The sequence below is a fragment of the Tissierella sp. MB52-C2 genome, assembly GCF_030931715.1.
In the GTDB taxonomy this organism is placed as follows: Bacteria; Bacillota; Clostridia; order Tissierellales; family Tissierellaceae; genus Tissierella.
In genome coordinates, this window is sequence record NZ_CP133261.1 from 3,813,815 (window position 1) to 3,826,990 (window position 13,176).

The following is a 13,176-nucleotide window of genomic DNA, read 5'->3' on the forward strand; positions in this document are numbered from 1 at the left end:
GCATTATATCAGTAAGGTATGGAGTCGTTAATAGTATTATAATGAAATTGCTTTCTCAATATTTCTTTATTATGATTATAATATATATTTGAATAAGTACGAGGGATGATATTGTGATTAAAAAGTTTATTTATGTTTTAACTATATTATAATTAAAACTTCGCAGATAAAAACCTGCCGTTGAATCTTGAAAATTCAATAGTTTTTGACAATAAAAATGCATAAAAATCTTCATTTATGGTATAACTGAATTAGCTTTTATAATAATAAAAACGGATAAACAGTTCGACAAAATTACATTCATTGTCGAAAAATGCAGGATTAAATGTGTTGATTCTACTATTACAATGTGATTAGATAGAGAAAGACTTGAACTTAGCAGATGAAAATCTACTATAAAACTATCTTTAATATTGCAAATTATTGAATTTCCAAGATATATTTAGATAAATTATATGCGAAGTTTAAGTTAATAAGTTTAAATCTTATATCAAATATTAAAATTGAGACCAAATACGTAGTCCAAGAAGATAAAACCATAGAATGGACTGTCTATAAATTAAATGAAGAAGTGTAGTAGATTAATAAGTAATTGTTAAAATATCAATGACTTTTTAACATAGTAGAACCCAAAATAAAATGTTCATATAGAATCTTTTGATAGATTATTGGAAGACAGGCGTTTATCAAGGTACGAATTTGAAAATTATGTTGAAGCTTACTAAAGAAGTCTCTTAATACATGAAACCATATAATAAAATTAGAATCTATAGTTCCCTATTTGAAGAAAAATATGGCATAGGCATAGAAGAATTCAAACAAATTTATTCGGAATTTTTAGATAGAACTGTTTTAACTAAGTATGTAAATCCACTTATACTTCTTAGTAATTTAAATGAAAGAGAGTAAAACAATGAACAGTGAAAGAATAAAAAAATTAAATAATTTTGCTTTCCCTTTACTGGTACAATCTATAATGGGTTATTTTATTGGTTTTACAGACCAAGCAATAGTTGCAAGAATTTCCACCCCAGCTTTGGCTGCTGTTGGAGTAGTATCTTCCTTTCTCCAGATGATAGCTGGACTTATGGGGGCCATTACTCTTATATTTAATATTCGTGGAAGTAAAAAAATTGGAGCAAAAGATGATGAAGGGTTGAAAAAAGAATTTTTTTCTTCACTATTACTTAGCTTGATATTAGGAGTAGCATTTATAATCTTGTTCATATTAGGTAGAGCTAGTTTGCTTAGTAGTGTCTATGCCCTATCTGGTCAAACATATAACCAAGCAATTATATATTCAGACTCAATGAGTTTATATGTTCTTATTCAACTTTTTCTATTTGCTTTTGGTACATATTTTAAGATACATAATAATACAAAATGGATTCTTATTGGTTCTACTACTTCATCAATAGTTAATTTAATTTTAGATTATATATTTGTTTTAGGAAAGTTTGGTATGCCAAAGCTAGGTGTAAATATGGCAGGGATTTCTACTGTGATAGCTATGTCAATAAATTTAATGATTTATGCAATAGTATTAAGAGAACAGTTATCAATAGAATTTCTAAATATAAGAAAGTATTTTAAAAATGCTATAATACAATTAAAAGAATCTCTACCTTTGATGGGACAAGAAATTCTTGACGGATCTATTTTTGTTGTCATTGTTAATGCAATAATATTAAGAATGGGTACATTTGAATATGCAGGATATATAATAATTAATATGCTATTAGGTTTTTTAAATATAGCAAAGTATATGTATGGATCGGCTACATTAACTTTGACTGGAATAAGTTACGGAGAAAAAAATAAAGAAGACCTCAAAGCATACCCTAAAATAAGTACTAAAATTATTACTGCAATCTATATAGTATTAGGGGTAGTGTTTATTTTAACTAGAAATTATGTTCCTGCTATTGTTAGTGATGATGTAAGTACGCAAAAAATAGTTTCTTTATTTTTGGCATATTTTATAATTGCTAACTCGGTAAGCCCATTTACAAACACCTATATGAATGCTCTTCAAGCATTAGGGTTAAATGTATTTATTCTTTATAGTACAGCAATAATTAATACATTTATTTTACTGCTAATGTTTGTTTCTACAAGTATATTCAATATGTCTTTATATGGCATAGCATTATGTGTATTATTAGATAATATATTAACAGGAATTGTTTATTATAAAAGATACAATAAAGAAATTGCTAAAGATAAAGAATTTGTATGAATAGAAGGTTTACTGTAGCCTCAAAAAGATTTCATCAATTGGTTCAGGTGCATCAGTATTAAATGAACATTTTGGAAAAGTGTTTTTACCAGTGGGAAAACCATTTGGAATATTTAAATAAAATTTAAAAACATGACAGGATTTCCTGTCATGTTTTTTATCTTATGCTGCTAAATATAATTAATTCCATTATTTTATTTACTATGATAAGTAAGGGAATTCCAATATAAAACTTCTTTTTAGATAGTTTATGTTTAAATAAAACCATAGCCATTAGAGAGCCTATGGAACCACCTAAAAAAGATATAATGAGTAAATAAAGTTCTGGTATTCTCCATTGTTTCTTTTGGGCTTTACTTTTATCTATTCCAAATATTATAAATGATAAGATATTTATACAAATTAAATAACCCAGAAAAAATATCTCTTTATTATTAAAGTTTAAAATATTTGCCATCTGATTATACTATTTTACACCAAGATATTTTGCTATATTAGCATCTTCAGTTTTTATTCCCTTTATTTTAGAAGTTTTACAGCTAATAAGACCTGTAACTCCAGGGCCATGTCCAGCTAATATACAATTACTGTGTACTATTACGCCAACAGTTGCAGAACCTTTTAAATATTGACGACCATAAGTATTATCACAATCTTTTAATAGTACTAAGTCTCCAAATTTAAGTTTATCTATACCATATTCTTTTACAGCTTCTTCATCACCAGTGGTTATATCATAGTCTCCAGATAAACTAGTGGAACTTCCTATACCTGAACCCATTAGATGAGCTGGTATTTCAGTTACTACAGGAACTTCTAGTTCTCCATTTTCGTTTTCTTTTATTCCTAATTTTTCAAATAAATTAGGGTCTAGATTCATAACTAAAACATCTTCATGACCTTCAATTTTTAGACCTTGTCCATTTGCTTTAATTAAAATAGTATCATTTATAGCCATCTTTTCCAAATCTTCCTGTGGAAAATATACTAAAACGTGTTCAATTCCACCATGGGTTCCTGTGACAAAACCTTTAGCACCTTTAGCGTCTCCAGATACTACCCTAGCTTCATTACCAACACATGACAGAACCATTAATGCTTGGTTTTCCATTTTATCTTCGTTTCTCATGCTTACCCCTGGCTCCACATGGTCTCCCACAAGGTCCATGCAGGAATCACCAATTTGGAAATTATAAGTAATTCCACCAACTCCATGCAGTATCATTGGTTTGCCCTCATGACTTATTCTATAGGGGCTTGGTCCCATGGCAGGACTATGGATTTTTCCTTGGACAGATTGAATTACTAATTTATTTCTGTTAGTTTTTAACAATATTACCACTCCTTTGTCAATATATATATAAATTATACTACATAAATGACAGAAAATGTTTCTAAAGATTTAAAAATAGCTAAATTTTTAGTATACTTAAGGATTGTTAATATAATTGCAATATTGACAAAATCCTCTGATTATTGTAGAATTAATGTGTTTATTAGATGGCATATCAGTGCAGATTCTATAATATTACAGATAGATAAATTGTAAACAAAAATTACTAGAAATTATTTAATAATTATGAGAATAGACAGCAACTTATAAATGCTGTCTATTTTCAAATAATATTTAGAGGAGGACTATTATGGAGTTTAAATTTGACTTAGAAGAAAATAAAGAGAAGATCCAAGAGTTTAGAAACTTTATTAGAGAAAACAAGGACAAGCAAGGAGCGTTAATGCCTGTACTACAAGAGGCACAAGGAAAGTTTGGATACTTACCTAACGAGATACTAGAAGTTGTATCTAGAGACTTAAATGTACCACTATCTGAAATATATGGTGTAGCAACATTCTATTCACAATTTACATTTATACCAAAGGGAGAAAATAATATTTCTGTGTGTTTAGGAACAGCTTGTTATGTTAAAGGTGCTGAAAAGGTACTTGAAGAAATTGAAAATGTGTTAGGAATAAAATGTGGCGGAACTACGCCAGACCTTAAATTTTCCATTACACCTACTAGATGTATAGGAGCTTGCGGATTAGCACCAGTTATAAATATAAATGACGATACACATGGTAGATTAAAACCAGAAGACATTAAAGCTATAATAGAAAAATACAGATAATTCGGAGGTAAGAACTATGATGACTTTAGAAAAGTTACAGGAGTTAAAAGAAAAATCTAGACCAGTCTTAGAAGAAAGATTAAAAGAAGAAGATAATACAGAAGTAAAAGATGGTAATTTTATATTAAAAGGTGACTACTATAGAAAACAAACTAGAATAGCATTGAGAAACTGTGAGATAATTAGACCAGAAAGTATTGAGGAGTATATAGCACTTGATGGTTACACGGCTTTAGGAAAAATGCTTACTGAAATGAAGCCAGAGGATGTTATTAACACTATGGTTGAATCAAACTTAAGAGGTAGAGGTGGAGCAGGTTTTCCAGCAGGTAGAAAATGGGCTGAAGCTTTTAAATATGATTCTGACAAGAAATATGTAATATGTAATGCAGATGAGGGAGATCCAGGTGCATTCATGGATAGATCTATTCTTGAAGGGGACCCACATTCAGTACTTGAAGGTATGGCAATAGCAGGATATGCAATAGGCGCTGATCAAGGATTTATCTATGTTAGAGCAGAGTACCCATTAGCAGTAAAAAGACTTAAAGAAGCCATAGAACAAGCTAAAGAATATGGATTACTAGGAAATAATATATTAGGAACAGACTTTAACTTCGATATAGAATTAAGACTTGGTGCAGGAGCTTTCGTATGTGGTGAAGGTACAGCTCTTATGGAATCCATTGAAGGCAGAAGAGGAATGCCAAGAACTAAAATTTATAGAACAGCTCAAAAAGGCTTATGGCAAAAACCAACTGTTATTAACAACGTAGAAACTTTAGCAAATGTACCAGTAATATTCCAAAGAGGAGTAGATTGGTTCAGAGGTATAGGAACTGAAAAATCTCCAGGAACTAAGGTATTTGCTTTAGTAGGAAAAGTAAAAAATGCAGGCCTTGTGGAAGTGCCAATGGGAATGCCTTTAAGAGAAATCGTTTTTGATATTGGCGGCGGAGTAGCAGATGATAAGGCTATTAAAGCTGTACAAACTGGTGGACCTTCAGGAGGATGTATTCCAGTAGAATTACTAGATACTCCAGTAGACTTTGAATCCTTAGCAAAAATAGGTTCAATAATGGGTTCAGGTGGTATGGTTGTAATGGATGAAACAGACTGTATGGTTGATATAGCTAGATTTTTCCTTGACTTTACTGTAGATGAATCTTGTGGTAAATGTGTACCATGTAGAGAAGGTACAAAGAGAATGTTAGAATTATTACAGAAGGTAACTTCAGGAGAAGGAACAATAGAAGATATTGCAAGAATGGAATCTTTAGCAGAAACTATTAGTTCAGCTTCACTTTGTGGACTAGGACAAACAGCGGCTAACCCTGTTACTAGTACATTACATTATTTTAGAGAGGAATTTGAAGCCCATGTAAAAGACAAGAAATGTCCAGCAGGTGCTTGTCAAGCCCTTCTAGAATACTATATTACAGATAAATGTATTGGATGTACGAAATGTGCTAGAAACTGTCCAGCTTCATGTATAGATGGGAAGGTAAAAGAAAGACATATAATAGATATTGATAGATGTATTAAATGTGGCAACTGTGCTTCAGTATGTCCAGTTGGAGCAGTAATTAAGAGATAGAAAGGAAGATAAGGTCATGAAAAATGTAACACTCACAATAGACGGGCAGCAGATCACAGTGCCGGAAGACTACTCTATAATTCAAGCTGCTAAAGAACTAGATATAGAGATTCCAGCACTTTGCTACGATCCAAACTTAGAAGTTGTATCAGCTTGTAGATTATGTATAGTTGAAATAGAAGGAAGCAGAAAATTAGAGACATCTTGTTCTGTAAAGGTTAGAGAAGGAATGGTTGTAAATACTGAAACTGAAAAGGTAGTAAAAGCAAGACAAGATATTTTACAACTATTATTAGACAGTCATCCAAATGATTGTTTAACTTGCCAGAAAGCAGGAGAGTGTTTATTACAAAAATATGCATATAGATATAGCGTTAAATTCAGAGAACATGATGGTGCTACTAGACCAGAACTCATAGATACTTCAAGCCCATATATATTAAAGGATGATAGTAAGTGTATTTTATGTGGTAAATGCGTTAGAACTTGTGCTCAAATAAAAGGAGAAAGGGAAGTCTTAGCCTTTGCTGAAAGAGGATATGATACTAGAATAGTTTTAGACTCAGATAAAACATTTGCTGCTTCCAAATGTGTATCCTGTAATAGATGTGTATCTGTCTGTCCAGTAGGTGCTTTAATTGATAAGAGAATAATGGGTAAAACAAGAGTATGGGATGCAGAAGTTAATACTACAAACTGTAAAGTATGCGATTATGGTTGTGAGTTTGAGGTATTATCTAAAAACAAGAAAAAAGTTGCCTTAAGAGCAAAATCTCCATCTAATGGCAGACCACTATGTTTAAAGGGAAGACTTACTACAGAATTATTAAATGTAGATGAGCCAGATACTCCTTATAGGAAAATAGGTGATAAATTTGTTGAAACAACTTGGACAAAGGCTCTAGGATTATCAAATGTAATGGATAAAATAGAAAAGATAGAAGAAGAAAAATAGTTAGGTGGGAGATGAGTACCATGATTGAGTTAACTATAGATGGTATTAAATATAATGTTGAACAGGACAAAACACTTCTTCAAGTCTGTAAAGAAATGGGTATAGAAATACCTACCCTATGTCACGACGATAGATTAGCTCCTTATGCAGCTTGTAGAATGTGTCTAGTTGAAGTAGAAGGATCTAAAAACCTTGTAACTTCATGTACTACTAAAGTAAGAGATGGAATGACTATTTACACTAAAAATCCAAAGGTAATGAATGCAAGAAAAGAAGTCCTAGATCTGCTTCTTTCAAATCATCCAATGGAATGTCTTACTTGTGATAAATCAGGGGCTTGTAAACTACAGAACTATGCCTATGAATATGGTCTTGTAGATGGAACACTTAAAGGTGAGACTAGAGATAAAAAGATAGATGATTCAAATCCATTTTACTATTACGACCCTAATAAATGTATATTATGCGGATTATGTGTTAGAGTATGTGATGAATTACAGTGTACCAATGCCATTGGATTTGAAGATAGAGGCTTTGATACTATAGTAGCTACTCCCTTTAATGAAGGCTTAGATAAATCCAAATGTGTTTCCTGTGGAAACTGTGTATCAGTATGTCCTGTAGGAGCACTTATTCCAAAAACAAAGGCTAAGTTTAGACATTGGGAGACTAAAAAAGTCAGAACTACTTGTTCATACTGTGGAGTAGGTTGTCAAATGGATTTACAAGTAAAGGGAAATCAGGTAGTAGGTGTAGAACCTGCATTTGATGGTTTAAACAAAGGATTATTATGTGTAAAGGGTAAATTCGGATATAAATTTATCAATCATCCAGATAGATTAAAAACTCCATTGATTAAAAAGAATGGAGAATTTGTAGAGGCAACTTGGGATGAAGCCTATAGATTGATAGTATCTAAGATAAAAGATACTAAAGAAGAATATGGTGCTGAAGCCTTTGCTGGACTTTCATCAGCTCGTTGTACAAATGAAGAAAACTATTTGTTCCAAAAATTATTTAGAGCTGTAATAGGAACAAATAATGTAGACCACTGTGCACGCCTCTGACACTCCTCAACAGTTGCAGGTCTTGCAACAACTTTAGGTAGTGGTGCTATGACAAATAGCATAGAGGAAATATTAAATACAGATGCCATGTTTGTAATTGGTTCAAATACTACAGAAAACCATCCAATAATTGGTGCAACTATGAAGCAAGCCAAGAAAAATGGTGCAAAATTAATAGTAGCTGACCCGAGAAGAATAGAGCTAGCAGAATATGCAGACGTATATCTTCCATTAAAGCCAGGAACAAATATTGCATTATTAAATGGAATGATGAATGTAATCATTCAAAAAGGATTACAAGATAAGAAATATATAGAAGAAAGAACAGAAAATTATGAGGAACTAGTGACATTAGTAAAAGAATATACTCCTGAAAGAGTGGCAAAAATTTGTGGAGTAGACGCAGATGATATAGTAAAAGCTGCTATGATATATGGAGAGGCAGAAAAAGCAGGAATATATTATACAATGGGTATAACCCAACATACTACAGGAACTAACGGAGTAATGACAGTATCTAACCTTGCATTGTTATGTGGTAATGTAGGTAAGGAATCAGCTGGAGTAAATCCATTAAGAGGTCAAAACAATGTACAAGGTGCCTGTGATATGGGTGCACTTCCATCAGACTTACCTGGATACCAAAAGGTATTTAAAGAAGAAGTAGCAGAAAAATTTGAAAGAGTATGGAATGCAAAACTGTCTAGAAAAGTAGGGCTTACTGTTTCAGAAATGTTACATGAGGCAGAAGAGGGAAATGTTAAGTTTATGTATATAATGGGTGAGAATCCAATGGTTTCAGACCCAGATATAAACCATGTAAGAAAATCATTAAATAGTTTAGACTTTTTAGTGGTACAGGATATATTCTTTACTGAAACTTGTGAACTAGCAGATGTAGTATTGCCGGCAGCGTCCTTTGCAGAAAAAGATGGTACTTTCTCTAATACAGAGAGAAGGATACAAAGGGTGAGGAAGGCTGTTGAGCCAGTAGGTAGTGCAAAGGCAGACTGGGAAATACTAATGAATATAATGAATTTGCTTGGCTATAATAAGAAATACTTTGAAACATCAGAAATAATGGATGAAATTGCATCTGTTACCCCTTCTTATGGTGGAATAGATTACAAAAGATTAGAAGATCGAATGGGAATTCAATGGCCTTGTCCAGATAAGAATCATCCTGGAACAAAATATCTCCATAAGGCTTCAATCGCTAGAGGTGTAGGATTATTTATGCCATCTGAACAGGTAAATAGTGCAGAAATGCCAGATGACGAATATCCATTTGTATTTACTACAGGTAGAATACTTTACCATTATCACACTAGAACCATGACAGGTAGAGTTGATGGACTTAACAAAAAAGCTTCATCAAATTATGTTGAAATCAATGAAAATACTGCAAATAAAATGGGTATAGAGGAAGGAAATTTGGTAAAGGTAACATCAAGGCGTGGAGAAGTTGTGGTGCCTGCAAAAATTACAGATATTATTGGTGAAAATGTACTATTTATGCCTTTCCATTTTGCAGAAGGAGCTGCAAACTATCTTACAAATACGGCAATAGATCCAATAGCTAAAATACCTGAATTAAAAGTGGCAGCAGTAAAATTGGAAAAGGTAGACGAATCAGGGAGGAAAGCAATTTGAAAAGTTATGAACAAATTCTAAGATATGCTATGCAAATGGAACTAAACGGTCATAATTTCTTTAGAGAAAATGCAAAAAAGTTCAATGATCCTACTTCGGAAGCATTATTTATAAAATTAGCCAAGATAGAAATGGAGCACTATAACTACCTGGAAAGACAGTTAAATAGTTATATTGAAACTAAAAGCTTTGATATAAGTGAAGAAGTTATGAATAGGGAAGAAGATATATTTGAAGCGAGGGCAGAGGCAGAAAATATTGAAGCCACCTTGCAAGAGTCAGATATACCAGACTTAACTATACTTAGAATGGCATATTTAATTGAGAAAGATTACAAGGAATTTTATACTAATGCTGCTGAAAATGCAGATGACGAAAATATAAAAGCTATATTCAAGAAACTTGCGTCTTGGGAAGAAGGACATGAGGAAATTTTCAAGACAGAATATGATAGAAGAATGAAAGAGTATATGACTCTTCCTTGGGGTGGTTAAAATGTTTACAGTAGGTATAGTCACATCTTCAGATAAGGGATTTGTCGGAGAAAGAGAGGATAAATCTGGTGAGCTTATAGCTCAAATAGTTGAAGGTAAGGGCTATAAGGTAGAAAAGAAAATCATAGTTCCTGATGAAGAAGACATTATAATGAAGGAATTAATCTATATGGCAGACGTTTTAAAAGTAGATCTGATTCTGACTACTGGAGGAACTGGATTTAGCACTAGAGATGTAACTCCAGAAGCAACTATAAAAGTTTGTGATAAAATGGCAAATGGTATAGCTGAGGCTATAAGAAGCTATAGCCTCAGTATTACTTCAAGGGCCATGTTATCTAGGGCAGTATCAGGCATAAGATATAAAACTTTGATAATAAACTTACCTGGTAGTCCTAAAGCGGTAAAAGAAGCCTTAGATTATATATTAGACAGTGTTCATCATGGGTTAGAGATTCTAACAGATAAAGCCCATGATTGTGCCAGAAAATAATAAATGATGTATCTCTCATCCAGGATATAAAAGAGGATTTAATCTTTTAAATGTATATTGTTAATCGTTAATAGAAGGCTGGTGACTAAAGATGAAGAAATTTGGTACTGCTATAATACTTGCTGGTGGGAAAAGTTCTAGAATGGGATTTGATAAACAATTTCTCAAGATTGATGAGAGAAGACTTATGGAATCCCTTGTTCACAAACTAAATAGAGAGTTTGAAGAAATAATCATTGTTACTAACAAGCCAGAGTACTATATAGGATTTAGTAATAGAATAACTAAAGATATAATAGAAAGTGAAGGTCCATTAAGTGGAATACACGCAGGACTTAATTTCTCTTCATCAGAATATGCTTATGTAGTTGCCTGTGATATGCCAAATATTAATATGGATTATGTTAGATTTATGAAAACTTCTATTGAAACCAAGAATATAGATGGATGTGTTACTAGATTTGGTAACTGGATAGAACCCTTTAGCAGCTTTTATTCTCGAGATATTATAAAAGATATAGAAGAACATTTATTATCTAATAGAAGGTCAATAAATTCTTTATTAGATAAGCTTAATATTCTATATATAGAAGAAAGTAAAGCAAGGGAGTTTAGTCCAAATTGGGATATGTTTATTAATTTAAATACTAAAGAAGATTTAAATAGTTATTTAAGTGGACTAGCAAATAGTTAGGTGATACAATGGATACTACTAAAAATATTGAAATATTAAGAGTAAAGGGCGATAGCATTACAAAGGAAGAAGATATTTTAATTATAGAACATCCCTTTACCATATTTCTAGATGATAAGGAAATAATAACTCTTTTATGTAGCCCAAAATCCCTTAAGGAGTTAACCATAGGGTTCCTTTATTCGGAGGGATTTATAGATAATATATCTAATATAAAGGATATATATATAGACGAAGAAAAGGGAATAGCACATGTTTATTTATGGGAAAGAAAGTCTTTAGCTGAAAAGCTTCAAGGTAAAAGGACTATAACATCTGGGTGTGGTAAAGGTACATTGTTTTATAATGTCCTAGATTCTTTTAAATCTGAGAAAATAAAAAAAACTTTAGATATAAAAATAGAAGAAATTAAACATTTAGTTAAAGAATTTAATTATAAATCAGAGTTGTTTTTAAATACTGGAGGAGTACATAGTTGTGCTTTATGTAATAAATCTGGTATATTAATATTCGAGGAAGATATTGGAAGACATAATGCACTTGATAAAATACTTGGTAGAGCATTTATGGATAATATGGATCTATCAGATAAACTTGTCTTAGTATCTGGAAGAATTTCCTCGGAAATGTTAATAAAAGTAGCAAAAAGAGGTATCCCAGTAATTGTTTCTCGGGCTGCTCCTACTAGCCTTTCTATTGAATTGGCTAGAGAGTTAAATATAATTATAGTAGGATTCGCAAGAGGAGAAAAAATGAACATTTATTCAAGTTTTCCGAGCTTTAACTTCTAAAGCAGATAATTGCATCTAGTTATGAAGTAAAAGCCTATGGGTAAAGAAAGAAATTTCTTTACCTCCCGTGTTTGGAAAGGAAGATGTATTAACAGCCTTTCTTTAGGCTGCTTTTTTTTCCCAAGAATTTAAAAGGAGAGTGGTATTTATGAAAAAATCTTTAGCATTATTACTTACCCTCTTGCTAATCATTACTACAGCAGCATGTGCACCAAAGACAGAAGTTCCACAGGAAACAGATGTAACACAAGAACCGTCAGAAACAATTGAAACAGATAGTCCAGTAGAACCTAATGGAAGGATTATCCTATCAACAACTACATCTACTCAGGACTCAGGACTATTAGATTATTTACTTCCAATATTCACTGAGGAAACAGGTATAGAAGTAAATACTATTGCAGTAGGTACAGGTAAGGCATTACAAATGGGTAAAGATGGAGAAGCAGACGTACTTTTAGTTCATGCTAAGGCAGATGAATTAACATTTGTAGAGGAAGGACATGGAACAGAAAGACGAGATGTAATGTATAATGACTTTATCTTAGTAGGGCCTAAATCAGGAGAAATTGAGAAAAACAAAGATATAGTGGGAGCACTGAAAAATATTAGTGAAAAGGAACTTGTATTTGTATCTAGAGGAGATGATTCTGGTACACATAAAAAAGAATTAGGTATCTGGAAAGTAGCTGGAATTGAACCAGCAGGAGAATGGTATCTAGAAGCAGGAGCAGGTATGGGAGATGTACTTAAGATAGCTAATGAAAAGCAAGGCTATACTATAGCCGATAGAGCTACTTATTTAAGTATGAAAGACAATCTTGAATTAGAGATTGTAGTAGAGGGAGATGAAAATCTACTTAACCAATATGGAGTAATACCAGTTAATCCAGAGAAAAATGAAAATATCAATGGTGAAGGTGCAGTAGAATTTATGAACTGGATAACTTCAGAAAGAGGACAAGCTTTAGTTAAAGAATATGGCATAGAAGAATATGGAGAATCTTTATTTATACCAAATGCTGAGTAATCATAATAAATAACTAATGGTAAATGGTGGATAG

13 protein-coding genes and 1 riboswitch are annotated in these 13,176 nt (G+C 32.1%); of the genes, 11 read left to right on the plus strand and 2 right to left on the minus strand.

Translation table 11 applies throughout. The features are described 5' to 3' along the window. The first annotated feature begins 741 nt into the window (after nt 1–741). Nucleotides 742–909, plus strand: coding sequence for a hypothetical protein (locus RBU61_RS19075; protein ID WP_308877266.1), 168 nt, complete (start codon nt 742–744; stop codon nt 907–909). A gap of 4 nt (nt 910–913) precedes the next feature. Continuing rightward, entirely contained in the window at nt 914–2,239 is a 1,326-nt protein-coding gene (locus RBU61_RS19080; RefSeq protein ID WP_308877267.1) for an MATE family efflux transporter, read from the plus strand. Nucleotides 2,240–2,396: 157 nt separating this feature from the next. Here RBU61_RS19080 and RBU61_RS19085 read toward each other — a convergent pair whose 3' ends face one another. Both RBU61_RS19085 and RBU61_RS19090 read right to left on the minus strand, forming a co-directional pair. Next, entirely contained in the window at nt 2,397–2,696 is a 300-nt protein-coding gene (locus RBU61_RS19085; RefSeq protein ID WP_308877268.1) for a DUF1294 domain-containing protein, read from the minus strand. 9 nt (nt 2,697–2,705) lie between these two features. Then, entirely contained in the window at nt 2,706–3,572 is an 867-nt protein-coding gene (locus tag RBU61_RS19090) for a DUF4438 domain-containing protein (RefSeq protein ID WP_308877269.1), read from the minus strand. Between the two features lie 310 nt (nt 3,573–3,882). Between RBU61_RS19090 and nuoE the strand changes: the two genes are divergently transcribed. The 9 genes from nuoE (at nt 3,883) to RBU61_RS19135 (ending at nt 13,142) form a co-directional block, all read left to right on the plus strand. After that, complete coding sequence (gene nuoE / locus RBU61_RS19095; RefSeq protein ID WP_308877270.1) at nt 3,883–4,368, plus strand: NADH-quinone oxidoreductase subunit NuoE; 486 nt, start codon at nt 3,883–3,885, stop codon at nt 4,366–4,368. A gap of 19 nt (nt 4,369–4,387) precedes the next feature. Next, nucleotides 4,388–5,965 (plus strand): NADH-ubiquinone oxidoreductase-F iron-sulfur binding region domain-containing protein, encoded by a 1,578-nt coding sequence (locus tag RBU61_RS19100; protein WP_308879847.1) that lies wholly within the window; start codon nt 4,388–4,390, stop codon nt 5,963–5,965. A gap of 16 nt (nt 5,966–5,981) precedes the next feature. Then, complete coding sequence (locus RBU61_RS19105) at nt 5,982–6,920, plus strand: 2Fe-2S iron-sulfur cluster-binding protein (RefSeq protein WP_308877271.1); 939 nt, start codon at nt 5,982–5,984, stop codon at nt 6,918–6,920. Nucleotides 6,921–6,940: 20 nt separating this feature from the next. Further along, nucleotides 6,941–9,640 carry a formate dehydrogenase subunit alpha gene (fdhF, locus tag RBU61_RS19110; protein WP_308877272.1) on the plus strand — a complete coding sequence of 900 codons (2,700 nt, stop codon included), beginning with the start codon at nt 6,941–6,943 and terminating at the stop codon, nt 9,638–9,640. Beyond that, nucleotides 9,637–10,134, plus strand: coding sequence for a ferritin family protein (locus tag RBU61_RS19115; protein ID WP_308877273.1), 498 nt, complete (start codon nt 9,637–9,639; stop codon nt 10,132–10,134). The genes fdhF and RBU61_RS19115 overlap by 4 nt, the downstream gene beginning before the upstream one ends. 1 nt (nt 10,135) lies before the next feature. Then, nucleotides 10,136–10,627, plus strand: coding sequence for a MogA/MoaB family molybdenum cofactor biosynthesis protein (locus RBU61_RS19120; RefSeq protein ID WP_308877274.1), 492 nt, complete (start codon nt 10,136–10,138; stop codon nt 10,625–10,627). 91 nt (nt 10,628–10,718) lie between these two features. Beyond that, on the plus strand, nt 10,719–11,321 hold the full coding sequence (locus tag RBU61_RS19125; RefSeq protein WP_308877275.1) for a molybdenum cofactor guanylyltransferase: 603 nt from the start codon (nt 10,719–10,721) through the stop codon (nt 11,319–11,321). A gap of 8 nt (nt 11,322–11,329) precedes the next feature. After that, complete coding sequence (gene fdhD, locus RBU61_RS19130) at nt 11,330–12,112, plus strand: formate dehydrogenase accessory sulfurtransferase FdhD (RefSeq protein ID WP_308877276.1); 783 nt, start codon at nt 11,330–11,332, stop codon at nt 12,110–12,112. Beyond that, a riboswitch (molybdenum cofactor riboswitch) is annotated at nt 12,081–12,210 on the plus strand. (Overlaps the previous gene by 32 nt.) Nucleotides 12,211–12,260: 50 nt before the next feature. Continuing rightward, nucleotides 12,261–13,142 carry a substrate-binding domain-containing protein gene (locus tag RBU61_RS19135; protein ID WP_308877277.1) on the plus strand — a complete coding sequence of 294 codons (882 nt, stop codon included), beginning with the start codon at nt 12,261–12,263 and terminating at the stop codon, nt 13,140–13,142. Nucleotides 13,143–13,176: the final 34 nt, after the last annotated feature.